The sequence below is a fragment of the Streptococcus cristatus genome (assembly GCF_963529205.1).
GTDB lineage: Bacteria > Bacillota > Bacilli > Lactobacillales > Streptococcaceae > Streptococcus > Streptococcus cristatus_O.
In genome coordinates, this window is the sequence record NZ_CAURYF010000001.1 from 41930 (window position 1) to 66037 (window position 24108).

Annotated in this window: 31 protein-coding genes and 3 pseudogenes; 14 read left to right on the forward strand and 20 right to left on the reverse strand. The window is 37.3% G+C overall.

Annotated elements, in window-relative coordinates; genetic code table 11:
• Nucleotides 1-81: 81 nt before the first annotated feature.
• The 12 genes and pseudogenes from RWS39_RS00225 to hisS form a co-directional block, all read right to left on the reverse strand.
• Complete coding sequence (locus tag RWS39_RS00225) at nucleotides 82-276, reverse strand: hypothetical protein (RefSeq protein WP_314479124.1); 195 nt, start codon at nucleotides 274-276, stop codon at nucleotides 82-84.
• A 104-nt stretch (nucleotides 277-380) separates the two neighbouring features.
• A complete protein-coding gene (locus RWS39_RS00230; protein WP_314479127.1) occupies nucleotides 381-935 on the reverse strand; it encodes an alanine acetyltransferase in 555 nt (184 codons plus the stop codon).
• 13 nt (nucleotides 936-948) lie between these two features.
• Nucleotides 949-1161 carry a hypothetical protein gene (locus RWS39_RS00235; protein ID WP_125373108.1) on the reverse strand — a complete coding sequence of 71 codons (213 nt, stop codon included), beginning with the start codon at nucleotides 1159-1161 and terminating at the stop codon, nucleotides 949-951.
• A gap of 130 nt (nucleotides 1162-1291) precedes the next feature.
• A complete protein-coding gene (locus tag RWS39_RS00240) occupies nucleotides 1292-1579 on the reverse strand; it encodes a hypothetical protein (protein ID WP_314479132.1) in 288 nt (95 codons plus the stop codon).
• Between the two features lie 22 nt (nucleotides 1580-1601).
• Nucleotides 1602-1796 (reverse strand): hypothetical protein, encoded by a 195-nt coding sequence (locus RWS39_RS00245; protein WP_015605984.1) that lies wholly within the window; start codon nucleotides 1794-1796, stop codon nucleotides 1602-1604.
• Between the two features lie 89 nt (nucleotides 1797-1885).
• The gene (locus RWS39_RS00250; protein ID WP_314479137.1) at nucleotides 1886-2461 is read right to left on the reverse strand and encodes a DUF6572 domain-containing protein; all 576 of its coding nucleotides are present in this window, start codon (nucleotides 2459-2461) and stop codon (nucleotides 1886-1888) included.
• Between the two features lie 25 nt (nucleotides 2462-2486).
• Nucleotides 2487-2828: a DUF2185 domain-containing protein gene (locus RWS39_RS00255; protein WP_314479138.1), complete on the reverse strand. Its 342-nt coding sequence runs from the start codon at nucleotides 2826-2828 to the stop codon at nucleotides 2487-2489.
• Complete coding sequence (locus tag RWS39_RS00260) at nucleotides 2815-3348, reverse strand: ankyrin repeat domain-containing protein (RefSeq protein WP_314479139.1); 534 nt, start codon at nucleotides 3346-3348, stop codon at nucleotides 2815-2817. Before RWS39_RS00260 ends, RWS39_RS00255 begins: the two co-directional genes overlap by 14 nt.
• Nucleotides 3349-3511: 163 nt before the next feature.
• On the reverse strand, nucleotides 3512-3838 hold the full coding sequence (locus RWS39_RS00265; RefSeq protein ID WP_314479141.1) for a 50S ribosomal protein L7/L12: 327 nt from the start codon (nucleotides 3836-3838) through the stop codon (nucleotides 3512-3514).
• A 102-nt stretch (nucleotides 3839-3940) separates the two neighbouring features.
• Nucleotides 3941-4600 (reverse strand): annotated as a pseudogene (locus RWS39_RS00270) (DUF6572 domain-containing protein).
• Between the two features lie 105 nt (nucleotides 4601-4705).
• Entirely contained in the window at nucleotides 4706-5575 is an 870-nt protein-coding gene (locus RWS39_RS00275; RefSeq protein WP_062004527.1) for a hypothetical protein, read from the reverse strand.
• Nucleotides 5576-5719: 144 nt separating this feature from the next.
• Nucleotides 5720-7000: a histidine--tRNA ligase gene (gene hisS / locus RWS39_RS00280; protein WP_314479146.1), complete on the reverse strand. Its 1281-nt coding sequence runs from the start codon at nucleotides 6998-7000 to the stop codon at nucleotides 5720-5722.
• Nucleotides 7001-7184: 184 nt separating this feature from the next.
• On the opposite strand from hisS, the gene RWS39_RS00285 reads away from it, so the two are divergent.
• Entirely contained in the window at nucleotides 7185-7526 is a 342-nt protein-coding gene (locus tag RWS39_RS00285; RefSeq protein ID WP_005591447.1) for a metal-sulfur cluster assembly factor, read from the forward strand.
• A 69-nt stretch (nucleotides 7527-7595) separates the two neighbouring features.
• On the opposite strand, the gene ilvD is transcribed toward RWS39_RS00285, so the two are convergent.
• Entirely contained in the window at nucleotides 7596-9302 is a 1707-nt protein-coding gene (gene ilvD / locus RWS39_RS00290; protein WP_314479303.1) for a dihydroxy-acid dehydratase, read from the reverse strand.
• 267 nt (nucleotides 9303-9569) lie between these two features.
• Here ilvD and rpmF point away from each other — a divergent pair, with 267 nt between their 5' ends.
• Both rpmF and rpmG read left to right on the forward strand, forming a co-directional pair.
• The gene (rpmF, locus tag RWS39_RS00295; protein WP_000290417.1) at nucleotides 9570-9752 is read left to right on the forward strand and encodes a 50S ribosomal protein L32; all 183 of its coding nucleotides are present in this window, start codon (nucleotides 9570-9572) and stop codon (nucleotides 9750-9752) included.
• A 15-nt stretch (nucleotides 9753-9767) separates the two neighbouring features.
• Nucleotides 9768-9917 (forward strand): 50S ribosomal protein L33, encoded by a 150-nt coding sequence (gene rpmG, locus RWS39_RS00300; RefSeq protein WP_001265622.1) that lies wholly within the window; start codon nucleotides 9768-9770, stop codon nucleotides 9915-9917.
• A 211-nt stretch (nucleotides 9918-10128) separates the two neighbouring features.
• Here rpmG and RWS39_RS00305 read toward each other — a convergent pair whose 3' ends face one another.
• The 4 genes from RWS39_RS00305 to RWS39_RS00320 all read right to left on the reverse strand — a co-directional run bounded on the left by RWS39_RS00305 (nucleotide 10129) and on the right by RWS39_RS00320 (nucleotide 12576).
• On the reverse strand, nucleotides 10129-10884 hold the full coding sequence (locus RWS39_RS00305; RefSeq protein WP_314479160.1) for a hypothetical protein: 756 nt from the start codon (nucleotides 10882-10884) through the stop codon (nucleotides 10129-10131).
• A gap of 82 nt (nucleotides 10885-10966) precedes the next feature.
• Nucleotides 10967-11152 (reverse strand): hypothetical protein, encoded by a 186-nt coding sequence (locus tag RWS39_RS00310; protein ID WP_314479164.1) that lies wholly within the window; start codon nucleotides 11150-11152, stop codon nucleotides 10967-10969.
• Complete coding sequence (locus tag RWS39_RS00315; protein ID WP_314479167.1) at nucleotides 11133-11708, reverse strand: hypothetical protein; 576 nt, start codon at nucleotides 11706-11708, stop codon at nucleotides 11133-11135. Before RWS39_RS00315 ends, RWS39_RS00310 begins: the two co-directional genes overlap by 20 nt.
• 10 nt (nucleotides 11709-11718) lie before the next feature.
• The gene (locus RWS39_RS00320) at nucleotides 11719-12576 is read right to left on the reverse strand and encodes a hypothetical protein (RefSeq protein WP_314479169.1); all 858 of its coding nucleotides are present in this window, start codon (nucleotides 12574-12576) and stop codon (nucleotides 11719-11721) included.
• Between the two features lie 353 nt (nucleotides 12577-12929).
• Here RWS39_RS00320 and RWS39_RS00325 point away from each other — a divergent pair, with 353 nt between their 5' ends.
• From RWS39_RS00325 to RWS39_RS00355, 7 genes are all read left to right on the forward strand, one after another.
• The gene (locus RWS39_RS00325; protein WP_314479172.1) at nucleotides 12930-13361 is read left to right on the forward strand and encodes a hypothetical protein; all 432 of its coding nucleotides are present in this window, start codon (nucleotides 12930-12932) and stop codon (nucleotides 13359-13361) included.
• Nucleotides 13362-13605: 244 nt separating this feature from the next.
• A complete protein-coding gene (locus tag RWS39_RS00330; protein ID WP_314479305.1) occupies nucleotides 13606-13920 on the forward strand; it encodes a hypothetical protein in 315 nt (104 codons plus the stop codon).
• Nucleotides 13920-15008, forward strand: a complete 1089-nt coding sequence (locus RWS39_RS00335) for a cell division protein FtsK (RefSeq protein ID WP_314479175.1) — start codon at nucleotides 13920-13922, stop codon at nucleotides 15006-15008. The genes RWS39_RS00330 and RWS39_RS00335 overlap by 1 nt, the downstream gene beginning before the upstream one ends.
• A 3-nt stretch (nucleotides 15009-15011) precedes the next feature.
• Nucleotides 15012-15611: a hypothetical protein gene (locus RWS39_RS00340; protein ID WP_314479178.1), complete on the forward strand. Its 600-nt coding sequence runs from the start codon at nucleotides 15012-15014 to the stop codon at nucleotides 15609-15611.
• A gap of 206 nt (nucleotides 15612-15817) precedes the next feature.
• Nucleotides 15818-16432 carry a replication protein gene (locus RWS39_RS00345; RefSeq protein ID WP_314479180.1) on the forward strand — a complete coding sequence of 205 codons (615 nt, stop codon included), beginning with the start codon at nucleotides 15818-15820 and terminating at the stop codon, nucleotides 16430-16432.
• Nucleotides 16419-16670 carry a MerR family transcriptional regulator gene (locus RWS39_RS00350; RefSeq protein ID WP_314479182.1) on the forward strand — a complete coding sequence of 84 codons (252 nt, stop codon included), beginning with the start codon at nucleotides 16419-16421 and terminating at the stop codon, nucleotides 16668-16670. The genes RWS39_RS00345 and RWS39_RS00350 overlap by 14 nt, the downstream gene beginning before the upstream one ends.
• 86 nt (nucleotides 16671-16756) lie before the next feature.
• Nucleotides 16757-18022: a tyrosine-type recombinase/integrase gene (locus RWS39_RS00355; RefSeq protein ID WP_314479184.1), complete on the forward strand. Its 1266-nt coding sequence runs from the start codon at nucleotides 16757-16759 to the stop codon at nucleotides 18020-18022.
• 182 nt (nucleotides 18023-18204) lie between these two features.
• Here RWS39_RS00355 and RWS39_RS00360 read toward each other — a convergent pair whose 3' ends face one another.
• The gene (locus RWS39_RS00360; RefSeq protein WP_071788395.1) at nucleotides 18205-18390 is read right to left on the reverse strand and encodes a FanG protein; all 186 of its coding nucleotides are present in this window, start codon (nucleotides 18388-18390) and stop codon (nucleotides 18205-18207) included.
• A 28-nt stretch (nucleotides 18391-18418) separates the two neighbouring features.
• On the opposite strand from RWS39_RS00360, the gene RWS39_RS00365 reads away from it, so the two are divergent.
• The 3 genes and pseudogenes from RWS39_RS00365 to RWS39_RS00375 all read left to right on the forward strand — a co-directional run.
• Nucleotides 18419-19027 (forward strand): CadD family cadmium resistance transporter, encoded by a 609-nt coding sequence (locus tag RWS39_RS00365; RefSeq protein WP_261082950.1) that lies wholly within the window; start codon nucleotides 18419-18421, stop codon nucleotides 19025-19027.
• 17 nt (nucleotides 19028-19044) lie between these two features.
• Nucleotides 19045-19383: a Cd(II)/Zn(II)-sensing metalloregulatory transcriptional regulator CadX gene (gene cadX, locus RWS39_RS00370; RefSeq protein WP_000711078.1), complete on the forward strand. Its 339-nt coding sequence runs from the start codon at nucleotides 19045-19047 to the stop codon at nucleotides 19381-19383.
• 50 nt (nucleotides 19384-19433) lie between these two features.
• Nucleotides 19434-19523: pseudogene (locus RWS39_RS00375) on the forward strand (helix-turn-helix domain-containing protein); the annotation flags it as partial.
• A 463-nt stretch (nucleotides 19524-19986) separates the two neighbouring features.
• Here RWS39_RS00375 and RWS39_RS00380 read toward each other — a convergent pair.
• Both RWS39_RS00380 and RWS39_RS00385 read right to left on the reverse strand, forming a co-directional pair.
• The gene (locus RWS39_RS00380; RefSeq protein ID WP_314479189.1) at nucleotides 19987-20604 is read right to left on the reverse strand and encodes an SAP domain-containing protein; all 618 of its coding nucleotides are present in this window, start codon (nucleotides 20602-20604) and stop codon (nucleotides 19987-19989) included.
• Nucleotides 20605-20631: 27 nt separating this feature from the next.
• Nucleotides 20632-20904 (reverse strand): annotated as a pseudogene (locus tag RWS39_RS00385) (phosphomethylpyrimidine kinase); the annotation flags it as partial.
• Nucleotides 20905-21136: 232 nt separating this feature from the next.
• On the opposite strand from RWS39_RS00385, the gene RWS39_RS00390 reads away from it, so the two are divergent.
• Nucleotides 21137-24082, forward strand: coding sequence for a hypothetical protein (locus tag RWS39_RS00390; protein ID WP_314479192.1), 2946 nt, complete (start codon nucleotides 21137-21139; stop codon nucleotides 24080-24082).
• The last annotated feature ends 26 nt before the right edge of the window (nucleotides 24083-24108 follow it).

Here is a 24108-nt window from a genome sequence, read left to right on the forward strand (position 1 = left end):
CTCACTTGTCTTTGTAGAGAATTCTATTTAAAGCAAGAACTTACCAATAAAATATTAGTATACCTAAATCCTCATAATATTTTAATGATTGTCCAAGCTGGATTTGAGTTTCCCTTCTTGCCTAAAGATTCGGACAATTTTTCCTTTACGAATATTGGCTAAGTCTGATAAAGAAAATTCTCTATTTCCCATCGCATCGAGAAGGGCATCCTTCACTTCTTTAGGTACATTTTCAAATACTTTAAGAATATTTTCCTCAGTTAAATCTACAAGCACTTCATACTAATGGTATGCTTGATATCCCTCAGGATATGGCAAATCTCTAGTATTAAAATATTGTAAATTTTATAAAGCTGAACTCGATAACCCTAGTTTAGATTTTAGTATGCTAAACCAAGTTTTGTCCATTTTCCTGTATCTAGATCTAATAGGAAATGAAAACGATCACGACCGTAGGAATCTCGATTCTCCTCAATAACTGCATCGCAAACAACTTTTATTTGGTTACTAAGAACATCTGTGACATAGACCATAGTATAACCCTCAGGAGATTTAGCTTGATAAATGAGATTACCATATAAATCCAATATTTTCATTTCAGTAACCGAAGTCTGTTCAGACGAGATTCTATAAATAACTAAAATCAGTTTTTGATTGGGGTAGAAAGAGACTGATTCTTTATTAGGTATCTCTATTTCATGTTTTTTATTATAGCCCCAGGAAATAATGTCAGTCGACTCATGATATTGGAGTATTAACAACCCATCTATAGAGTAATAATAAAAATCTGATGCAATAAAATTTTTTCCAATTCCAATAAAAATAACATTTTTATCTTTATCAAAGTCTGCAAATATTATATTTTCTATGTAAATTTCTATAGTTTCTCCATTATTCTCCCACTTAACACTTTGGTCAGTATATTTAACCCTCATGTAAACTATCCTCTCAATATTCTATATTACGAATTCCAATTATCTCTAAACGTTTCATTTTTTCTCTCCCCATCAACATTTCAATCTGATTGGGTCCACCTGGCAAATACATGTTGATTTCCAAATCTATTTGAGGTCCGATAGGTCCTACATTTGCAGGGATTTCACTCCCTTCTTTGACTCTATATTGAACAACTCTATCAATATCTTGAAAACCTCCTGTCATCTAGGACATTGTATAATTGCCATTTTCTCCAGTTATAATAAACCCATTTCCTTTTATTTGATTCATTTGGTAATACACCCTTTCCCCTTCATATAAGTATGCTCAATGAAAAATATGTGACTGTTTCTAATCAATCGATTTCTGAATCATCTAACTGAATTGGAGTTTCTTTTATCCAAAATTTTGTTTTTATCAAACGAAAAAGTCGCTCTATTGCATCATTCTCATTTTTAAATTCGTTTCTTATCCAAATATCTTGGCGCTCATTAACCTCATACACCTTATATTGTTTGGACTTTTCATCGTAATAATATCCCAGAGTAAACTGACCTTCAAATCGTTCATCAAGTGCAATATAAAATGTCCCTATTTTATCTCTATGTTTATTAATGAAATTTACTAGTTCTTGTTGCGTCATTTTAAATTTTCCATGGTGTTTCCTATAGTTTCACTACCTTAAGTGGATTGTAGTATTTTTCCTTGAATTCCTTAAGGATCTTCTCTACCTTTTCTTCATCAGTTTCATTAGTGCCAGGCTTATATACACGTGGATTTTTTATTTCATAATAGCCTTGACGTTCAATCGCAGATAGAAAATCATCGTAAGAATACCCTTTTGTACCAATCGTTGGCATAAGTAGTTCGCTGTTTAGAACTGTTAAATAATCTTTTTATAAATATAGTCTCATTATACCACAAAAAGAGAGCGTTTCCGCTCTCTTTATCACTCTGGTAATTCTACCTTCAAGCTCATATCTGTAGGTTGTAAGACTTTCTGAGCAGCTGCTAAAAAGGCTAGACCGTTGTCAGATGGAGAATATTGGAAAGTGATATGGATGACTTTTTTAACAAAGTTATCGCCATACCGCTTCACATACTGCTTGCTTTCGAGGAAGTAGATATAGTTGTTGAGTTTTTCCTGAAGCTTCAACAAATGTTCTTCTTCGGTATCTGGAAGCCAAAGATTGCCATCTATTAATAAAAGTTCCAAGTCTGTATCACTCGTTCCGATTGCATCAATTTCTGAAACATCTAACTGAATAGGAACGCCTTTAATCCTACATCTAAATTTCACAACCTCATATAATTCTTTAATAGCATCCTCCTCTCTTTCAAAACTAGCTTTTTCATGTAACTGTTGACGTTCAGTCACCTCATACACTATAAATCTATTTGCGCTCAGATCCTGATAATACCCTATCGCAAACTGCTCTAAAACTTTTTTGTTTAAGTATACAGCATAATATCTAAGCTTGTTGCTATTAAATTTTAAAAAATCTAATAATTCCTGTTTTCTCATTAGTTTTCCTCCGTCATTTCTATATTCAGCTAATGATTTCCTTGATAGTAGTTTCTCTATCTCTCACCAAATCATAAAATCCTACATGAACGCCCTCCTCATATAGCCAGCACAAGTCGGTGCCGTACGGGGCTTCAAAAATTTCCAGTATAACAGGAGCAATTTTTACAATGCTATTTGCTCCTAAAATTGTGAAATTTTTTGAATTAGCTAGGTAAGCTTCATCATCTTCGATTGATAACAGTGTCCAGCCATTTAATTGTGGAATAGCAGATTCCTCACGATAAGAATAGCGAATAGCTTTTCCATCAAGAATATTGTTTGAAACGACAAAACCACCAAAATCATTGTTATTAATTTCTACCATCTTCATACTCCTTTATTATATCAAGCAGACCGCTTCTCCAAGAATATTCTTCCGCATAGTCTAGACACGATTTTCCAGATTTATTTTTTAACTTATAATCCGAACCAGCCTCTAGTAAAAGCTTATATAGAGGTTCTAACTCTTCCGTTGCTAATTTTAATAACGTTACTGAGTAAGTCATCGGAATAGAACCAAATTTATCAACGGCATTTACATCAATTCCTGCCTCAACGAGTAATTTCACCACCTCATATGCATATGCTATTTTAGGCCGCCAATTGGCTTGGAAGAAATAATGAAGAGCATTTCTGTTTTCTTTTTTTGACAAAAAATTTATCTCTACCTTCTCAGATAGCAGATATTTAATAATTTTCAATTTCTCTTCCGGTAAATCATCGTTAAGCATTGCTGTACATAACAAATTCAGTTTTGTATATTCATCAATTTGTGTTATGTCACCATTGTAATTTTCTATAAAATCATCATATGTCCCATTTTGAACAATATCAAAAATATCCACCTTATCTCCTATTCAAACTTATGACTTCTATGGGCAGAAGGGAGCTAATTTAAAATTATTTGGATTAAACTGGAAGTCCTTTAATTCTTACAAAGTAATTTCAGGATTTTTGTACTTTTCAAACATTTTTTATAAGTTTTACCTTCTTTATGCCCAAAATCAACTACTCCTCTTCATCCAACACAAGGGCATCTAGCTCTTCTATATCAGCCGTAATCCCTTCATAACTAGAGATAATATTATGCAATACTCCCAAGGTGATGATGCCTGTTGAATCCTTTATCGTAACCTCAGTGCCTATGCCGCTTAACTCATAAATTAACTCTCTAACCCTTCGAAGCTCGTCCAGTTTTAAGTCATCTACTACCATCACTGGATCATGATTTTCTATTCTTAGCTTTAGTTGTGAAAAAGGTAAAGCAGAATATTTTCTTAATATCTTGTATGTCAAAGACTTATTAGCAATGGCATCAATACAAATATCTAACATAAGCTCGATCCCTTTCTTTGATAATGACAGTCTGAGTACCGTCCAATTCAATTATACCATACTGTAAGAGACCAAAAAGAGAGCGAAAATTCGCTCTCTTCATCACTCCGGTAATTCTACCTTCAAGCTCATATCTGTATTCTGCAATACCTTCTGAGCAGCTGCTAAAAAGGCCAAGCCATTATCAGATGGGGAATACTGGAATGTGATATGGATGACTTTTTTATCCAAGTTATCGCCATATCGTGCCACATACTGCTTGCTTTCAAGGAAGTAGATATAGTTGTTGAGTTTTTCCTGCAGAATTTCCAGATGGACTGCTTCTATCTCTTCCTCCCAGCCAACTGGATCCACCAGAAGAAGCTCTAAATGATTATCAACTATACCAATAGCGTCAAGCGCCGTTGGTTCCAGTTCTGAATCAATGGCTTGGGTGACGATTTGTCTAAATTCCTCTGCTGTAAAAAGGCGACGACTATTTTCAGGGTTTTTTAAAATAAAAGAAGGATGATTTTCGATGAAGAGCTTACCAGACTCATCTTGTGTATATTGCTTTTTAGATTTCCAAAAACCATAATCTGCATAATTCATCAACTCTTTACCAGTATGTTCTCCCGACATGTAACTATCTGCAGCTTCTTTGGGGATTTCTTAAACTACTTCTGGCATGGTAATATTAAAAGTTGGATAACGCAAGAAATACTTATCACCATCTTGGCAGATTTCCAACATGTCTTTTTTGCTTAAATAAATTGTTTTCATTCATATCCTCCGTCAATTCAAGCTAGTTGAAAAATAAAAGTCTGAGACAAAAAGCCCCAGACCCGTTATCTATGTAAATGAGATCCTAAATCTTATTTCAAACTATTAGATCTTTGATTTATCGGAAGATGAAGAGGAGCTTGAGTCAGATTTAGAGCCAGAATCTGTTGATTTGTTTCCTTTACGTGTTTCCGCACCATTTGCTGAATACTCATTTACAAAAATTGATTTACGCAATTCAATAAAGTTTTCATCATTGAGAATATAGCGACCCTCTTTTGTCTTCGTTAACTCCATTGTAAACTCACGTGGCGCAATGTAGCCAAAGTCTTCATTCATACGGTCAAAAGCATAGTAGAAGAGGAAGTTATTTACCAAAGCCAAACGCTTCTCAAGATCTGGATCCGTTGAGTCTTCCAAGGCTTTTACATCTTCAATCCCATTTTCAAACAGACTAGCTTTGGTCATGTTGATTAGATTGGCCAAATCACGTGTCGCAATCGCACGACTCTTAAATGTTACAGTTGCTGTTTCTCCATCGTCTTCAACCTTAGTAATTTCAAAATCATCGCCAATCGTAGCCAAGACTTTAAAACGTGCTTGGTCAAATAACTCTAAGATTTTTGATGGAGGGAATTTTTCTGTCTTTAAGTCAAGCGTATAATTTTCTTCTGGTGTGTATTTAGACAGGTTTTCATCAACGTAAGACTGAGTAATACCTTTCTTCCATTTGTCAACAGAAGTTCCCATCAAGGTCGTGAAACCTGAAGAATGATCTGTAAAGACTGCACGCAAGATAATATCTGCGTCTTTCTCAATCCGCTTTTCATTGGTTTCTTTTTCTGATGTAGAAGATGAAGACTGCTCGGTCTTCACGTTTTCAGCGTTTTTCTTCTGTGGTTTTGGTAGAGCCGAACATGCTCCCAACAAAAGAATACAAGCAGGCAATACGCCAAATTTCATCAATTTTTTCATTTTTTCTCCTTTATTTATGTAAGAGTATATCCATTATACCAAAATATTATCAATTTGTTACAGTATTTGCTCGCCGTGTAACAAAAATGTAATGTTTCGAGATTCCTTAAAGAGCTCGGCCTTTAAGAAAGAATAAGTTTTTCTCTAACAACCTAATTCTTCGAGAACAGCCTGATAGTTTTCTTGAACTTGATCCAGTCCAACCACCACTTCTTGACGAGTTGCATTATTCTTCACAGTGACTTGGCCGCTTTCGATCTCACTTTCACCTAAAGTAATGATGGTTTTCGCTCTAAAAGCATCTGCTGACTTAAACTGAGCCTTGAGCTTGCGATCCAAATAGTCTCGCTCGACCGCATATCCTTGATTGCGGAGAGCCTGCACCAGCTCCAAAGCACTGCGATTGGCAGCTTCACCTAGAACGGCAATATAGACATCCAAGCCTATCTCAAGTGGCAAAGCTACTCCCTGTTTTTCCAAAACCAAGAGCAGACGCTCCATTCCCATACCAAAACCAAAGGCAGGGGTTTCTGGCCCACCAAAGTAGTCAACCAAGCCATCATAACGGCCACCCGCACAGATAGTTAGTTCGCTGCCTGCCACATCAGTCGTAAACTCAAAAATCGTGTGATTGTAGTAGTCCAGACCACGCACCATGTTGGTGTTAATGACATAAGGAACGTCCAAAGACTCTAGCATTGAGCGGACAGCCGCAAAATGCTCTTGGCTCTCCTCGTCCAGAAAGTCCAAAATCGAAGGAGCCTGCTCAACAGCTGCCTTATCTTCTTTTTCCTTCGAATCCAGCACCCGCAGCGGATTTTCCTCCAAACGACGCTGACTATCCTTAGAAAGACTGTCTTTCAGCGGAGTCAAATAATCAATCAAGGCCTGACGGTAGGCAGCCCGACTCGCCGCATTGCCCAAACTATTCAGTTGCAGCGTCACCTGTCCAATCCCAATTTCCTTGAAGAACTGAGCCGCCATAGCAATCGTTTCTGCATCTGTCGCTGGATTTTCAGAGCCGAAGCACTCCACCCCGATTTGGTGAAATTCGCGCAAGCGACCAGCCTGAGGCCGTTCATAGCGGAACATAGAGCCCATATAATAAAGCTTGACTGGCTTTTGAACTTCTGGTGCAAAGAGCTTGTTTTCGACATAAGAACGAACGACCGGTGCAGTTCCTTCTGGTCGTAGCGTGATATGACGGTCTCCCTTATCGTAGAAATCATACATTTCCTTGGTCACGATGTCTGTCGTATCTCCAACAGAACGACTGATGACCTCATAGTGCTCAAAAATCGGTGTCCGAATTTCCGCATAGTGGTATTTTTTAAATGTCTTACGAGCAAACTCCTCCAGATACTGCCATTTAGCAGATTCCTGAGGGAGGATATCCTGAGTTCCTTTAGGTTTTTGTAATTTCATTTTCTAATCCTCTGCAACTATATAATATCTATTATTTTACCATAAATCAGATGTTTTGAGGAGTTAGAGCAGAAAAATTCCCTCCAAGAGACTAAATCCGTTTTCATTCGCCAGAATTTCTTGAAAAATTGTCAGAATTATGAGAAAATAAGACCACTATTTTATAAAGGAAGAAGGACAGAAGATGAGAGACGATATCAAAATCAATGACCGAGCCGCAGCTATCCAAGAAGAATTAATTAAGAAACTCGAAACGATTTACGATCCAGAAGTCGAGCTTGATGTCTACAATCTCGGGCTCATCTATGAAATCAATCTTGACGAAACTGGCCACTGCAAGATTGTCATGACCTTCACAGACACGGCCTGCGACTGTACTGAGACCGTTCCTATTGAAATTGTCGAGTCCCTGAAGCAAATCGAGGGCATCGAAACGGTCTCCGTTGAAGTCACTTGGTCGCCCGCGTGGAAAATCACTCGTATCAGTCGCTTTGGACGGATTGCGCTAGGTATTAGTCCTAGATAAGAAGATAGAAATTCATCCAAATTAATAAACCCGCTAGAAAAACTAGCGGGTTCTTTTGTCATATATAGGCTATTTTTTACCTGTTTCTTCTGGCTTCCAGAAGTCGGTAACAGCACCTTTAGCAGCAGAGGATACCATATGGGCATATTTACCAAGTACACCGCGGCTATAAAGCGGTGGAATAGTTGTTTCTGCTTTACGTTTTTCAAGTTCTTCTTCAGAAACTGCCATGGAAATTTCCTTGGTGTCTTGGTCAACCGTGACCATATCGCCTGTGCGAAGGTAGGCAATCGGGCCACCATCCTGAGCTTCCGGAGCGATATGTCCGACAACGAGACCGTAGGTACCACCTGAGAAGCGACCGTCTGTCAAGAGAGCTACCTTATCTCCTTGGCCTTTCCCTACGATAATAGAAGAAAGTGACAGCATTTCTGGCATACCAGGGCCACCCTTTGGACCAACATAGCGAACCACGACAACATCGCCATCGACTACTTCATCAGCCAGCACCGCATCAATAGCAGCTTCTTCTGAGTCAAAAACCTTAGCAGGTCCGACGTGACGACGCACCTTGACACCTGATACCTTGGCAACCGCGCCATCTGGTGCTAGATTACCATGCAGGATAATCAATGGACCGTCCGCACGTTTTGGATTTTCAAGTGGCATAATGACCTTTTGACCTGGTGTCAGATCTGCAAAGTCAGCCAAGTTTTCAGCCACCGTCTTACCTGTACAAGTGATGCGATCGCCGTGCAAGAAGCCATTAGCCAAGAGATATTTCATAACGGCAGGCACACCACCGACATTGTATAGGTCTTGGAAGACATACTGACCAGATGGTTTCAAATCCGCCAAATGCGGCACGCGCTCTTGAATGACATTGAAATCATCCAAGGTCAGCTCCACATTTGCCGCATGGGCAATAGCTAATAAGTGAAGAGTAGCATTGGTCGAGCCGCCCAGAGCCATGGTCACTGTGATGGCATCTTCAAAGGCTTCGCGAGTCAGAATGTCAGACGGCTTGAGTCCCATTTCCAACATCCGAACAACTGCTCGGCCAGCTTCCACGATATCATCCCTCTTATCTTGGGATTCTGCTGGGTGAGAAGAAGAGCCAGGCAAGCTCATACCCAGAACTTCAATAGCTGTCGCCATAGTATTGGCTGTGTACATACCGCCACAGCCACCAGGGCCAGGGCAGGCATTACACTCGATGCGGCGCACTTCCTCAGCCGTCCAATCGCCATGGTTCCACTTCCCGATGCCTTCAAAGACAGAAACTAGGTCAATGTCCTTGCCATCCAGATTTCCCGGTGCAATGGTTCCTCCGTAAGCGAAAATAGCTGGGATATCCATGTTCGCAATGGCAATCATGGAGCCAGGCATATTCTTGTCACAGCCGCCGATAGCGACGAAGGCATCCACATTATGTCCGCCCATGGCAGCTTCGATAGAGTCTGCGATGATGTCGCGTGAAGTCAAAGAGAAGCGCATGCCCGGTGTTCCCATGGCAATCCCGTCCGCAACCGTAATCGTACCAAACTGAACAGGCCAAGCACCTTGTTCTTTTACTCCTTCCTTGGCTAGCTTACCAAAATCATGCAGGTGAATATTACAAGGCGTATTTTCAGCCCAAGTCGAAATCACTCCGACAATCGGAGTTTTAAAGTCCTTGTCCGTCATCCCTGTCGCGCGAAGCATGGCGCGGTTAGGAGATTTGACCATACTATCATAAATCTTACTTCTGTGGCGTGTATCTAATTTATCTGTCATGTCTTTCCCTTTCGTTGTAGTCATCTTTGTGCTTTATTATACCACACTTATGCTCTATTGGATAGAAGAAAATTTTTAAATTTTCAGAATATTAGAATAATAAACCCGAAAATAGATGCAACTGCTAAAAAGCTTGGCTATTGGCAAAAAGAAAATCAAAAATTTCTGTCAAGTAACTTTACTTTACAAAAAAGTTTTGTTATACTGTTAAAGTTGATGAAAATCATGAGATTGCATCGAATTACATTCTAAAAGGAGAAACAAACAATGGCAGTACCTGCACGTCGCACTTCAAAAGCGAAGAAAAACAAACGTCGTACACACTACAAAGTAACAGCTCCATCTGTAAACTTTGACGAAACTACTGGAGATTACTCACGTTCTCACCGTGTATCACTTAAAGGATACTACAAAGGACGTAAAATCGCTAAAGCTGCATCAGCTGAATAATAGAAGGGAGATACCATGCGCGTAAATATTACACTTGAACACAAAGAATCTGGTGAACGCTTGTACCTTACTTCTAAAAACAAACGTAACACTCCAGACCGTCTTCAATTGAAGAAATACTCACCAAAACTTCGCAAACACGTTGTGTTTACAGAAGTGAAATAGGGATTCACTACACGTCACTAGACGTCAGAAACCTTGATTTAAAGCGATTTTGGAAATTTAAAATTTCACTACATTGCAATATAAATCAACCGAATCACTACCTTTTTCACTACCTTTTTTGAAATAAGAATATTGATTCGGACAATCAAAAGTAAGAGGAGCTTCGTGATGAAGCTCCTCTTTTTTATCTTTATACCGTTGCCTATCCCCCTTACTGAACCCTAGCATTTACTCGTTTTAAGTTTAATTGCTCATTTTCAAACAATAATCTGATTTGGATTTGAGTAGGAGCAATCCCATTATTTAGAACACAAACAAGTCTTGTTTCAATATTTGGTTTAAATTGTCCCCCATCAATTGAATCTTGTAACAGTGGATGTTGTAGGATACGATTGCGTATTTCCTCACAAGGAATTGAACCCCAGCAAATAACTGGCCCAGCTCTTTCGATAATCATTCTAGGAATATATTCAGGTACAAATTGTTCTGGTGCAATACATAATCCTCCGTTTTCTTTGAAAGAATTTAATAATCGGTTAAAAATAGCACTTGGTTCCCCATCGGATTTTATTCCATTAAATCCAATTAAGTCACCAATTTCTATAGCGATATCTGACATATTCTCATTTATAAATATAGATAATTCTTCATTTTCAGGAAGCTCTTGTCTCCTTTGATAAATACCCTGCCAATTATTTTGATTTCCTTCATAATTTGCACAATTATTTTTTCTTCCTATGTCGTATGACAGTCCTTCTATAGGATTTTTTGTATGTGCCGCATAATATCTTCCAGCTCTATTTTGTGCATTATTATTTTCCCCCCCGATAAGTTGAATCGAAGAACCACAAGTTGGACACAATGCGTACTTATTGCCATTTCGATAATATGGTAATTCTCTATTTGTTTTCTCTTCAAACTCATCAATATGATAAGTTCCACCATTGATTAATTTAAAATATTTCATCGCTATTACCTCAATAAATAATCCATCTAATTCATTTCGTCTTTACCAAATTTGACGAGATTGACGACCTCTTCATAACGTCCTACCGCATTATCGACATCTTATAAGTTCGTTCTAGCTTTTGATTTCTTACGGAGGAAGCTTTTGATAAGGCTTTGTCAATCTCTGGATTGACACTTTCATTTTGTGTCACAAATTCCATGCCGTAAGACGTTGCCACTTCAACTTCACGTTGGATTTTCACTTCCTTACTCTGTTTCGTTGCCATTACCAAAGCCTTCCAAAATGTTCTTTAAATTAGCTCTTTTAATTGCCCAGTGAGTCCTACTTAATTCCCAATCTTCTATTTTTAATTCTGATTGATGAAGTTCGACCTGATTTAAATCAATTTCACATTCTTTCCGAAAAACAAATTGTATATCTCTAGCTCTTTTATCTATATCCTCTAACTTTCCGAAAAAACCAATTTTTATGTCTTGGTTCGCATCGCTATACTCTGGTAGAAATAAAGCTGGTAAATTCATTATTTCATCAATATCTTCTAGTGTAAATTGATTGAATCTTTGTCTAATTGCTGCATTCGTGTATTCAAAAATTCTATCATTATTTAGACTAAAAGAATTCTCTTCATACTTTTCACCGTAAATTATAAATAGGTTGTAGTACTCATCGGAAGAGAGTGACTCGCGTACAGGTGTAACATTAACGATATGATTCACATTGTTTGCTTGCTCAATGTTATAAATCCTATCTGCGTTTTGTTGTAGTGGTTGTTGGGGAACTTCTGACGGCAATTTATCCTGCCTTTTTAGTAAGTTTGTCAATGTATTCTCCTTAATTTAGATTTTCTACATGTTCTATGTTATATATCTTATTTGCATACTGGTTGATAACTTTAGGATTATTCAACACTTGTTTTGTTATTGAGTCATCACTTTCAACATCAGAATGAAACTCTTCTTCAATCTCAACATCTGATTCTTCGATATACTCTTGTTCCTCAACATCTTCCACACTTGGATTATAACGAGTTATTTTTAAGCCGTTCATATGTTGTCCAAGTTCTGCATTATTGAATTTCCAAGGGGTTCGCTCTCCGCTTTGAGAATACCAAGCTTCAAATGTTTGTTTACCGAGAGTATTATCTAATTTACTGACAAAAATATATCTCATTACATCTAATAAGAATGACTCAATTTCAATTACTTCAACTCTTAATAAATCTTGCTTACATGCCGACTCATTAGAAGAAATTTTAAAATCCTCCGAATCATTAACCGTTTCATCAGTACAAATACTTTCAACAACCGCCGAAACAAGCCACTTCAATTTTCGTTCCGAAAACTTCTCATTTATAAATACAGACATACTTTCCAGTGTGTCTTTTTTATTCTGTTCAACAGAATCTTTAAATAAATTAATGAACTTCGAATCATCAAAAGGTAAATACTCTGTTTTAGAAATAATACATTTTTTATAATCAGAAACATTCTTTTTAAATGTGTTCTCGTAAGGCATTTGCTGAGTTTCTCCTGTAAAAATATCAACAAGAGACTTCATAATATCGGTTTCGGATAAATCATCAGTTCGTTCTTCTAAACATCCAATCCGAACCTTACTCTTGAGTTTTCTAGCTTCAAGCATCAGTCCAAATAGAATTCCTCCTGTGAGGCGTGGGACATTATCAGGCATTTTTTACTCCTCATAAATAAATTAGTAACTGTATCTACTTTATATACTCTATCTACAATTGATGGTAACACTATCTACTTTATAATAAAGAGTGAAGATAAAGCAAATGTATATTTGATACTATTATATCAAATTTTACAAGCGTTTTCTTCAAAATAATATCATTAGTCCTAACTGGTGCGCACCAAATGGACGGATTGAAACGAATATGAAAACTCAGACGATAACGGTCGAGTTCCGCATATATCTGTTTATCCGTTTATTTTGGTGTGCATTTTTACACCCATTCGGTATTCAGTATGGTTCATAACAGTTTCTTTCCGTCCTAAAAATGGACTTAGAAAGAGGCTAATATGCCAACAAAAACATTCAACGACCGCCTTACTCCAGAGGACAAAAAAGAAATAGAACTCTGGGATAAATTCCTACGTGATGATAATAAAGCATTTGCTAATGCAAATCGTCGCAATCGTTATCATAAACTTGAGAGTCTTGATGAAAATATTTCTCTTGATGGTCGCGAAACAAACAAATACGAAGTGACCAAGGGTGATTCACCATCTGGCGAAGAAGTTTATCTAACCAACGAATTAATCGATAGTGTGGTCAATTTCATTGGAAATCTGAAAGAAGTAGACCAAATTATTATGATTTACAAATTGACTGATAAACCCATGTCTTCAGCTAAACTAGCAAAAATTACAGGTCTTAGCGACAAAACAGTAACGGCTCGCTTTAAAAAATATCAAAAGGTATTGCAACAACTTTTAAAAGATTATATTTAATCCTTTGAACTGATAATCAACCTGATTATCAGTTTTTTTAAGGATTATTCCGAACTTTACTTTCACAATTTCCTTAAAGATAGGGAGCAAAATAAAAAATTTATTTTCAAAAATTCCGAATTTCTCCACTTGAATCTCCTATAAGATAGAAAGGAAAAAAATCAAGTCCAGCTCATGACCTCAAACTGAGCATATCAATTATACTACAAAACAAATACAGTATAGGAAGGATTCCAAAATGAAAATGATGCCACAATACCGCAAAGGCGGTTACTCAAACCAAACAGCAAAACAATATGTTGACCTTCAAGCTCCTATTTACTTACTTAGTGAAGAAATTGAGCCCCAACAAAAATTTGAAGATGGCAAACCAACCGGTGAGATTATTGCTTATAAAACATGGTTCGGACAAAAAGGACTTCCACCATTTCAAGTAAAATTCCTTGAAGAACCTGCACTTCCTGAATATCTTTCTCTTGTTACCTTTGATAATTTGCAGGCATGCGAAGTAAATTATAATGTTTATTTCAAAGCAGACGGATTGAAAGAGGTGAAATAATGGTTCACTCTCTTACAAAAAGAGAATTGGAACAATACCTGTTACAGAGCCTAAATATGGCTTTAGGCTCTGTATTGCAGGGCGAAACATCGTATACCAATTCTTTTAATATTTCTGTTCAAGAAGATGGCTTTATCTTCGTTCCACGTCTTCCATCTGGATTTATCATTGATGGCGACTTATATCAAAAGATTTTCCTAATTGCTAATGCGTCACTCTATCCACAGTACACATTATTAAAGCAAAATTCTGCTTTCTTTGTCGCATTAAAAACAGATGATATTCATGTTCAACGAGGACTGTTCTTTCCATGGAAAAAAGGTATTTCTGAACGCCTTGTCATTTCTGAACTTGAACAATTCACGTCATCACTAAAAGGGAATGATATTCCTATCATGAAAAATTTGGTGATTAACTATGATAAAGTAACTTCTATCGCCATTGCTGGTAATTCAGGAAGTGGAAAAAGCTATGCTCTGACGTATATGCTAAGTGTCCTTAAAAACATTTCTGACTTAGTTATCGTTGACCCTAAGTTCGATACTCCCTCACGCTGGGCAAGGCAACATCAAATTGCTGTCATTCACCCTCAAGAGAACCGCTCCAAGTCTGATTTTCTATCAGAAATTAACGAAAGTTTGAGTCAATGTCTGTCTATTATTCATAAGCGTCAAGGGATTCTCTTTGAAAATCCACGTCATGAGTTTAAACATCTAACTATTGTCATTGACGAGGTACTTGCTTTGTCTGAGGGAGTTAATAAAAATATCAAGGATTCCTTCTTTTCCTTACTCTCTCAAATTGCATTGTTAGGACGAGCAACAAAGGTTCACTTGCTTCTTGTGAGCCAACGATTTGACCACAATACAGTACCTGTATCCGTACGAGAGCAACTCAATGTGCTCATTCAGATTGGGAATATCAATCAGAAAACCACGCAGTTCTTGTTTCCAGACCTTAACCCAGAAGGCATTGTTATTCCGATAGGAAAAGGTACAGGGCTTATTCAGATTATTGATAATGAGCATCCTTATCATGTTCTGCCCCTGCTTTGTCCTACTTACTACACAACGAAAGGTATTTTTTAACTTATGAGAACAACATATTTTCAAAAATTTTTCAATCTCTGTGCCCTATTCTTCCTTACAGCAATTCTAAGCATCATGTGTACAATCTTTTTAAGTTTTATCGTGAATTCTTTACAAGAAGTTATCTACCTAGAATTCGTTTATCGCTTTATTAGTATGATTTTTGGGGCTAGCCTGTCAACTTCACTTATCAGTTCTATTGTTTTCATTTTACTCTTAAGCATTGAAATCAAGAGCCGAAAAAGGAAAGATAGGCTATCAAATCTGTGGAAATCCATTTGGCAAACTCTTACTATGCGTTCGTTCTTAGCACAAAGCGAGCGTTCAGAGATTGTAACTACTGTAGAACAAGGAAGAGTGACACATTACAATCCTATCATTCAGACTTTCAACAAAGCTGTTGGCAAAGCAGTTGTAGATGTTCGTAATGATAAGACTGTCTTATTAATCCGAGTTCCAACGACTCAGCAAGCAACTAAAATTCTAAAAGAAATGGAAACACTTATCAGTGAAGAAATTTCAAATCGCAATCCTGATTACTACTTTTCCCAGCCTGAACGCAATGGGAAATGGCTATATTTTGTTGGTACTAAACGAAAATAACAAAAGGAATGGCGCTGTGGCTCACGGAGTGAGAGCCAAACAGCGCCGTTTTGGATTACTGTAATTCTAGGATTAAGTGGGGCTACTACGACCCCCACTTAATCCAATAATCAATAATCAAAAGAATTTCTTCTCGAAACTCCGATTTTTACCCTACCAATCTCCTAGTAGATAGAAATAAAAATTGAAAGCGAGAAATTTTGTCCATGGCAAAAGAACAACGTTCCAACAAATGGGCTTTCCTTTTCTATAAAGAAAGTGCACCAAACAACTATTTAGAAGTCCTTGAAGGGATTCATGTTCCCTTTGTTCTCTCTCCTTGGCACGACAAAGATGTAAACAAAGAGACAGGCGAGTTTAAGAAAGCACATAAACATGGCGCATTTTACTTTGATTCTCTTAAAAGCCATGCTCAAGTGTCGGAGCTCATCAAAGATAAATTAAACGGACCTGCTCATGTTGAACCTGTCATCTCACCAAAAGGAATGTATGACTATTTTACTCATGCAGAAAACCCTGACAAAACTCTTTACGATATTAAAGATATTGAAAGTGGTTGTGGGTTTAATCTTGACCAATTCTTAGTGCAGCATAATTCTGATGATTTCATGACAGAAGTTATTGATACGATTGAACAAAATGATTTTACAGAATTTGAAGAATTGATCTGGTATGCACGAGATAATAACACAGCTCTACTGGGATTAATCATCGAACGGACTTACTTTTTCGCCCGTTATCTGGATTCTCGTCGGCACAACCCCAAACGCTTACTAAATGCAATTGAAGAACAAGGAGAAAATACTGATGGACACGATTAAATTAAATCAAATTGAAGAACTACTAAATACGCTCATTACCATCATTCAACAGAAATTACAAAACAATGATTCCTATGGAATCGTAACACAAAAAAAACTACTAAAAATTTTACATATTTCTCCCAACACATTGAAAGCATGGGAAAACAAAGGTTTAAAACGTCTTGAACCTCCAATTGAAGGAACACGTACTGTCTATTATAAAATGGAAGACGTCATTGATTTTTTAACTATTTAACTTCCAAATATGCTAGAATAGAATTATCAAACAAAGAATGTGAGGGTTCTATTCTAGCCTTTTGATTGTCCGAAGAAAGAGGCTCTATGAGTAAAGAAATCATTCAACACAATAACAAAAAGATAACAAAAATTACCAAACAAAATGGTGATGTCAGCTATTCAATCAAAGGGGTTTACATCGGAACTGATGTAAAAACTGGGAAACGAATCACAAAAACCATTACTGCTAAAACATTAAAATCTTTGGATAGAAAAATTGTTGAAGCTAAAATTGAGTTTGAAAAAGCTGGCTCTACTATTAAAGAATCTATCCAAATTGATAACTTTGAAAGTCTAGCTGAGGTATGGTTTAGCAACTTCAAAACTTGGGTATCTTCACAAAATACCATTAATCGAGTTAGAGGGTATCTTGATACCTATATTATTCCTTACTTTGGGGACTATAAACCTGACCAGATTGAGCCTGCTGATATTCAACTTTGGGTCAACAAGTTAGCTAAAAAAGCTAAAAAATCCGTTGATTCTGGCGTGAAGCGTGCCCCAAAAGGTAGTGCAAAGGATTTTGGAGCTATGGCTCACAAGGTCAGTGATATTTTTGATTTTGGTATTACAAACTGTAGGCTAACTACCAATCCAGCAAAAGCAATTAAGATTCCACCAAAGCCCAAAGCAAACAAAGAGCGTATCATGGTACTTCATGATGGCGACCTAAAACACTGGCTGTCTTACCTTGACACCTTGCCTAATACAAGAGCAAATAGACGCTTTAAGATCATTTGTAACACGCTATTAGCGTCTGCATTACGAATTAATGAACTACTAGCATTAGAAATATCTGACCTTGATTTTGATGCTAATGAAATTCTTGTCAATAAAACACTAATGTGGAGAAGCGCAAACAAGAAACTAGGTATCCGAGGGGAAATGATTTGTAAACAAGCTCCTAAAACTGATTCTGGGAATCGTAGGGTTGCTGTTCCGCCTTCAATAATAGAAGGCCTCAAAGAATTTCATGAGGAAATGACTGGCTATTTTGAAAAGCATAGTCTACCAAAATCTTCACTTATCTTCCCAACTATCTATGGCAACTATATGTGTGATAGAAACGAACGTGCAACCCTTAAAAAGCGATTAGCGGCTCTTGGTTTACCTGACTATGGTTTCCATCTTTTCCGCCATACACACGCTTCTATGATGTTAAATGCTGGTATGAACTGGAAAGAGCTACAACATAGAATGGGACACAAGTCCATATCAACAACTATGGATACCTATGCTGAATTAGCTCCTAAAAAGAAGTTTGAAGCAGTGGATATTTTCCTAAATAAAATGGAAGAGCTGGCAAGTTGATTCCATCACTACCTTTATCACTACCTTTTTACTTCAAAAGCATATAACCCTTGATACAATAAGGTTTATAGGTCAATTATTTAATCCTTACAGAGGTTAAGTAAGGGTTTCAGTACACGTCAATAGACGTCAAAATATTGATTTTAAGTAATTTTTGATTTTTTGAAACTCATTATATCGCACTACAAATCAATAAAAACTCTACCTTTTACTCTACCTTTTTTAGATAAATATATCATCTGGATATTGAAGTTAAGCCCTGCTATCATTTCGATGGCAGGGCTTTTTAATATTTGGTACACTAACTTCTTATCTATATTTTGGTGGATTTTAAGTTGACATCTACAAAGGTTAATGTTAGAATACATTCAAAAATATATTTGAATGAGGTGTTTTATGATTCAAAATATTGTTACTTCAATAATCCTGTATTCTGGGACAGCCGTAGACTTACTTATTATCCTAATGTTATTTTTTGCCAAAAGAAAAAGCAGAAAGGACATCATTAACATCTATTTAGGACAATTTCTAGGCTCTGTTAGTCTAATATTCCTAAGTTTGCTTTTTGCATTTGTCTTAAATTATATTCCTAGTAAAGAGATTTTAGGTTTACTCGGTTTGATTCCAATTTTCCTAGGCCTCAAAGTTTTGCTTTTAGGAGATTCTGATGGAGAAGCTATTGCAAAAGATGGTTTGCGCAAAGACAATAAAAACCTGATTTTTCTAGTCGCTATGATTACTTTTGCAAGTTGTGGTGCTGACAATATTGGTGTCTTTGTCCCATATTTTACCACCTTAAATTTAGCGAATTTGATAGTGACTTTACTTACTTTTCTAGTCATGATTTATCTCTTGGTTTTTTCTGCCCAAAAATTAGCACAAGTCCCTTCTGTTGGAGAAACTTTGGAAAAATATAGCAGATGGTTTATTGCCGTTGTCTATTTAGGATTGGGGATGTATATCCTGATTGAAAACAACAGCTTTGACATGCTATGGGCTGTGTAAGGCTAGGAGAAAAAATTATGAAAAAAGATAGTATCTGTCAAGTGGATGTTATAAATCAACAAAATGTTACAACCGCAACGAACTACCTTGAAAAGGAAAAAGTCCAAAAATCACTTCGCATTTTATCAAAATTTACCGATAATAAACAGATAAATATCATCTTTTATCTCCTTGCCGTCGAAGAACTCTGTGTCTGCGATATAGCCTGTTTATTAAATCTCAGTATGGCATCTGCCTCCCACCATCTTCGTAAACTAGCCAATCAAAACATCTTGGACACTAGAAGAGAGGGGAAAATTATATATTATTTTATAAAAGATGAGGAAATCAGAGATTTTTTTAATCAACTAGGATAACAACTATTTTTACTACTTTATACTTTTCCATGATTATAGGGGGATTATATATGAAATTTTTTGAAGAAAATTATTCACAAGAAATACCTACTCGTATCAAAAATTTAAGAAAAAAATACAATATTACACAAAGCGAACTATGATGACACGACAAACGCGTAAAGAGAAAAGTTCCAATAAATTTTTGAAATACAAAAGATTTGAAAGATTAATTCCATATTTTTCTTAAAGACGCTTTAAGCTGATTCCTTGTTTCCTTAGTTCATAGATTTGAACTTTATCTTCATAACGCAATTTCATTATAAAACACCCCAATGTTAGATTTTTTATGTCTAACTTTTGGGGTGCGGTTCATTTCAAGCGTTTTTTATTTTTCTCGAATTCAGTACATCGCAATATAAATCAATCGAATCACTACCTTTTTCACTACCCTTATTTGAAATGAGAATATCGATTCGGACAATCAAAAGTAAGAGGAACTTCATTATGAGGCTCCTCTTTTTTCTATGCTCGCTCCAACATCTGTTTTATTATTGTATTATAATAAAACAGCATGTGAGTTAATTGATTCAGCTTTATTCAACTCGACAAGCTGGAACCTATTTACTTACGGTACGCCTCTACTTTAGATTCATACTTTTTTAAAAGTTCCCGTGAGTAAGCTTTTTCATGTATCGAGTTTCTAACTTCTTTCCAGAGAATAGCTGCAACTTTTAACTTGTTAGAATAACAATCGCTCAATTCATCTAAACAAAAGTCTTTTAGAAACTGATTCCATTGGCAAGCCGAACTATCATACTTGGCATAATCTGACTCACCATAATATATTTTAATCATATCTTGAATAGTGAATGTTATATCTTTATCCCTTTTTACTTTTCGCCAAGCCGTTGCCATATCAGCACTAAATTTAAAGGGACTAATCCCTGTTATAGCTGAAAAATAATCTCGAAATTTTTGGTTAAAAGAAAAACCACAGTTAAGTAACGGAGTCTCCAAGGTTATCACTTCGACTTGACTTTTGTTTCCTGTCTTCAAAAATTTTTCTACTTTATTTCCCCTAAAATATTGTTCGATAATATAGTTCAATTCTTGCTTCGTACATCTATACTCTAATCCAAGGGACTTACAGATTTGTGAAAGTTCTTCTCGATACCAATAGTATCTATTAAATTCTTCAAATGATTTTATATCTCCAAAATCAGGTCTTTTTTCTTTCATATGCCCACCTTAATAAATTCAAATTTGTCAGACAATCAATTTACTTGCTAACTTGTAAACCCGTCTTATCTCTTTACTTTCTAATTTCAAGCTATCAAGCTCAATTTTAAGCAACTCTGGAAATTTTTTACTAATATCCCCTAAAGCATTCCAACTGATTTTCTCACATATTCGCTTGCATATTCTTTTAAGTTTGCAAGCTTTCAATAGCTTCATTCGGATTTCCTTAAAATATAGTCTACTCGTCTATATTCTTAACCCCTCTATAACTGCTCTCCTTGTATTAGGATTGAATGAACGGAATACAATCATAACTTCTCATATTATATCATTTTTTCTAAGATATTATTTCTATCGACTTCAAATCCTTCAAAAAAGAGAGCAAAGATGAATAAAATTCGGCGAAAAACTCTTATAAAATTCCAAGAAAACCCTTACTTTTGAAAATCTTCATTTTAATGCAATAAACTTTGACAGATGCTCTACTAGCCTTTATAATAGTATTATTACTAAAATTAGGGAGAGTATGTCCATGCCAAATAATGAAGAGAACAAAGGTATGTTTCGTAATTTTTTAGGTGGCTTTAAGCGTCTTATAAAAGGAGAAGAGGACGAATCATCCACTTCTGCGGTTCATAACAATGAAGGAAGTACCCCACAAGTCAATGTGAACCCAGAAGATAGAGAAAATTTCCTCATTGAGAAAGCTTTGGAATCGATCCAATACTACGACCGCTTGGATGTTATGAATATCGGTGGAGAAGAGGATCCAGACGAATCTCAAGCTGTAGAAAGTGAATCTAGTCTGGAGCAAGAAAAAATGGCAGCGAAAAACCAGGCAGCCAGCACGACAGAATCTGCTGAGACAAGCATTTCTTCAGATTCTATGAAAAAGAGGGGCTTGAAGAGTACTGCTGATTCAATATCTCTATCATTAAGTATAGAAAGTAAAAAGGCTTCTCGTAGTTTAGAAGTAACCGAATCACAGACACAAAGTTTGGAAATTGGGCAATCTGACAGCAAAGAAACGGATACTTCTGCTAGCTTGTCAATTGCGCAAAGTCATGCCTTCGAGCAATCAATCCTTGAAGAAAATAGAGCGTCGCTTAGCTTATCAATTTTTGAGTCAGTATCTCAAAGCATGGCCGCTGAAGAGTCTCTCAGTGCGGACAACGAAGCATCGCTTAGCTTATCTGTAGCAGAGTCCGTTTCGCAAAGTATCGCGATTCAAGAATCGATCAGCGCAGAAATCGAAGCATCTGCCAGATTGTCCGTGGCGGAGTCTGTGGCGCAAAGCATTGCCATCCAAGAATCAATCAGCGCGGAATTGGAAGCGTCTAACAGCTTGTCCGTGGCGGAGTCTATTTCTCAGAGCGTTGCCATCCAAGAATCAGTCAGTGCGGAAATCGAAGCATCTAACAGCTTGTCTATGGCAGAATCTGTTTCGCAAAGCATCGCGATCCAAGAATCGATCAGCGCGGAATTCGAAGCATCTAAGAGCTTGTCCGTAGCAGAGTCAGTTTCGCAAAGCATTGCTATCCAAGAATCCATCAGCGCGGAATTCGAAGCGTCTAACAGCTTATCTGTAGCTGAGTCTGTGTCTCAAAGTATCGCGATTCAAGAATCGATCAGCGCGGAATTCGAAGCGTCTAACAGCTTGTCCGTGGCCGAGTCTATTTCGCAAAGCATTGCTATCCAAGAATCTATCAGCGCGGAATTCGAAGCATCTACCAGCTTATCTGTAGCTGAGTCTGTGGCGCAAAGCATTGCTATCCAAGAATCGATCAGTGCGGAAATCGAAGCGTCTACTAGCTTGTCCGTGGCGGAGTCAGTTTCGCAAAGCATTGCCATTCAAGAATCTATCAGCGCGGAATTGGAAGCATCTACTAGCTTGTCCGTTGCTGAATCTATTTCTCAAAGCGTTGCTATCCAAGAATCAATCCGTGCAGAATTGGAAGCGTCTAACAGCTTGTCGATAGCTGAGTCTGTGTCTCAAAGTATCGCAATTCAAGAATCCATCAGCGCAGAATTGGAAACGTCGCTGAGCTTGTCCGTGGCTGAGTCTGTGTCTCAAAGCATCGCGATTCAGGAATCCATTAGCGCAGAATTGGAAGCATCTACCAGCTTGTCCGTAGCCGAGTCTATTTCGCAAAGCATTGCTATCCAAGAATCGATCAGCGCGGAATTGGAAGCATCTACTAGCCTATCTGTAGCAGAGTCAGTTTCGCAAAGCATTGCAGTCCAAGAATCAATCAGTGCAGAAGTCAAAGCGTCTGCTAGCCTGTCTGTGGCTGAATCTGTTTCTCAAAGCATTGCCATCCAAGAATCAATCAGCGCAGAAAGCGAAGCGTCTAACAGCTTGTCCGTAGCCGAGTCTATTTCGCAAAGCATTGCTATCCAAGAATCAATCAGCGCGGAAATCGAAGCATCTAACAGCTTATCTGTAGCAGAGTCTGTGGCGCAAAGCATTGCTATCCAAGAATCAATCAGTGCAGAGAGCGAAGCGTCTAACAGCTTGTCTGTTGAAGAATCCCAAGTCTTAGATAGAGCTATTGAACAGTCTATTATGACAGAAAACGAAGTGTCTACGAGCTTGTCTATCGTAGAATCAGAGGCGCTAAGCAAAGCAATTGAACAATCTATTAGCGCAGAAAATGAAGCGTCTATTAGCCTATCTGTAGCGGAATCTGAAGCCTTAAGTCGGGCAATTGAACAATCTATTAGCGCGGAGAACGAGGCATCACTAAGCCTATCTATTACTGAAAATGAAATCCAAAGCATCGCTATTGAACAGTCTATCAGCCTAGAAAATGAGGTATCTACTAACCTGTCTATGGCAGAATCACAAGCGAAAAGCGTGGCCGTAGAGCAGTCTATCAGCTTGGAACAAGAACAGTCACGCAGCCTGTCTATCGCGGAATCACAATCACAACATGCGGCGGTGGAACAATCTCGCAATCTGGAACAGGAATATTCATACAGTTTGACAGCTGCGGAATCTAGAGCGAAAAGAGATACTATTGAGCAGTCTACCAGCTTGGAGCAAGAACAATCATTTAGTTTATCTACTGCAGAATCTAAAATCCTCAGCAGAGCTGTTGAACAATCAATCAGCGTCGAACAGGATCATTCATTCAGCATTTACCTTGCCCAATCTGAAGCCCAAAGTAAGATCATCGAGCAGTCTATCAGCTTAGAGCAAAAACAGTCACGTAGCCTGTCTGTGGCTGAATCGCAATCACAAAGTATTGCTATTGAGCAATCAATGAGCGTGGAAAGAGAGCGTTCAATCAGTCTATCTATCGCTGAATCACAGTCACAAAGAATGATCATTGAACAATCAATCAGTGCAGAGAGAGCCCATTCGATCAGTCTGTCTGCTGCCGTATATCAATCGCAAAGCATGGCTTCTGAGTTCACTACTGTCACACAGAATCTATCAACCTTAGCCATGATTACTAAGAGACATAAAAAATAAGCTCAGAACAAACAGCGAATGAATAC

Excerpts from the sequence above, each read along its gene's own strand:
- RWS39_RS00230 (WP_314479127.1), bottom strand. The coding sequence starts at position 935 with ATGAGGGTTAAATATACTGACCAAAGTGTTAAGTGGGAGAATAATGGA.
- RWS39_RS00235 (WP_125373108.1), bottom strand. The coding sequence starts at position 1,161 with ATGACAGGAGGTTTTCAAGATATTGATAGAGTTGTTCAATATAGAGTC.
- RWS39_RS00240 (WP_314479132.1), bottom strand. The coding sequence starts at position 1,579 with ATGACGCAACAAGAACTAGTAAATTTCATTAATAAACATAGAGATAAA.
- RWS39_RS00245 (WP_015605984.1), bottom strand. The coding sequence starts at position 1,796 with ATGCCAACGATTGGTACAAAAGGGTATTCTTACGATGATTTTCTATCT.
- RWS39_RS00250 (WP_314479137.1), bottom strand. The coding sequence starts at position 2,461 with ATGAGAAAACAGGAATTATTAGATTTTTTAAAATTTAATAGCAACAAG.
- RWS39_RS00255 (WP_314479138.1), bottom strand. The coding sequence starts at position 2,828 with ATGGTAGAAATTAATAACAATGATTTTGGTGGTTTTGTCGTTTCAAAC.
- RWS39_RS00265 (WP_314479141.1), bottom strand. The coding sequence starts at position 3,838 with ATGTTAGATATTTGTATTGATGCCATTGCTAATAAGTCTTTGACATAC.
- RWS39_RS00275 (WP_062004527.1), bottom strand. The coding sequence starts at position 5,575 with ATGAAAAAATTGATGAAATTTGGCGTATTGCCTGCTTGTATTCTTTTG.
- hisS (WP_314479146.1), bottom strand. The coding sequence starts at position 7,000 with ATGAAATTACAAAAACCTAAAGGAACTCAGGATATCCTCCCTCAGGAA.
- RWS39_RS00285 (WP_005591447.1), top strand. The coding sequence starts at position 7,185 with ATGAGAGACGATATCAAAATCAATGACCGAGCCGCAGCTATCCAAGAA.
- ilvD (WP_314479303.1), bottom strand. The coding sequence starts at position 9,302 with ATGACAGATAAATTAGATACACGCCACAGAAGTAAGATTTATGATAGT.
- rpmF (WP_000290417.1), top strand. The coding sequence starts at position 9,570 with ATGGCAGTACCTGCACGTCGCACTTCAAAAGCGAAGAAAAACAAACGT.
- rpmG (WP_001265622.1), top strand. The coding sequence starts at position 9,768 with ATGCGCGTAAATATTACACTTGAACACAAAGAATCTGGTGAACGCTTG.
- RWS39_RS00305 (WP_314479160.1), bottom strand. The coding sequence starts at position 10,884 with ATGAAATATTTTAAATTAATCAATGGTGGAACTTATCATATTGATGAG.
- RWS39_RS00310 (WP_314479164.1), bottom strand. The coding sequence starts at position 11,152 with ATGGCAACGAAACAGAGTAAGGAAGTGAAAATCCAACGTGAAGTTGAA.
- RWS39_RS00320 (WP_314479169.1), bottom strand. The coding sequence starts at position 12,576 with ATGCCTGATAATGTCCCACGCCTCACAGGAGGAATTCTATTTGGACTG.
- RWS39_RS00325 (WP_314479172.1), top strand. The coding sequence starts at position 12,930 with ATGCCAACAAAAACATTCAACGACCGCCTTACTCCAGAGGACAAAAAA.
- RWS39_RS00330 (WP_314479305.1), top strand. The coding sequence starts at position 13,606 with ATGATGCCACAATACCGCAAAGGCGGTTACTCAAACCAAACAGCAAAA.
- RWS39_RS00335 (WP_314479175.1), top strand. The coding sequence starts at position 13,920 with ATGGTTCACTCTCTTACAAAAAGAGAATTGGAACAATACCTGTTACAG.
- RWS39_RS00340 (WP_314479178.1), top strand. The coding sequence starts at position 15,012 with ATGAGAACAACATATTTTCAAAAATTTTTCAATCTCTGTGCCCTATTC.
- RWS39_RS00345 (WP_314479180.1), top strand. The coding sequence starts at position 15,818 with ATGGCAAAAGAACAACGTTCCAACAAATGGGCTTTCCTTTTCTATAAA.
- RWS39_RS00350 (WP_314479182.1), top strand. The coding sequence starts at position 16,419 with ATGGACACGATTAAATTAAATCAAATTGAAGAACTACTAAATACGCTC.
- RWS39_RS00355 (WP_314479184.1), top strand. The coding sequence starts at position 16,757 with ATGAGTAAAGAAATCATTCAACACAATAACAAAAAGATAACAAAAATT.
- RWS39_RS00360 (WP_071788395.1), bottom strand. The coding sequence starts at position 18,390 with ATGTATTCTAACATTAACCTTTGTAGATGTCAACTTAAAATCCACCAA.
- RWS39_RS00365 (WP_261082950.1), top strand. The coding sequence starts at position 18,419 with ATGATTCAAAATATTGTTACTTCAATAATCCTGTATTCTGGGACAGCC.
- cadX (WP_000711078.1), top strand. The coding sequence starts at position 19,045 with ATGAAAAAAGATAGTATCTGTCAAGTGGATGTTATAAATCAACAAAAT.
- RWS39_RS00380 (WP_314479189.1), bottom strand. The coding sequence starts at position 20,604 with ATGAAAGAAAAAAGACCTGATTTTGGAGATATAAAATCATTTGAAGAA.
- RWS39_RS00390 (WP_314479192.1), top strand. The coding sequence starts at position 21,137 with ATGCCAAATAATGAAGAGAACAAAGGTATGTTTCGTAATTTTTTAGGT.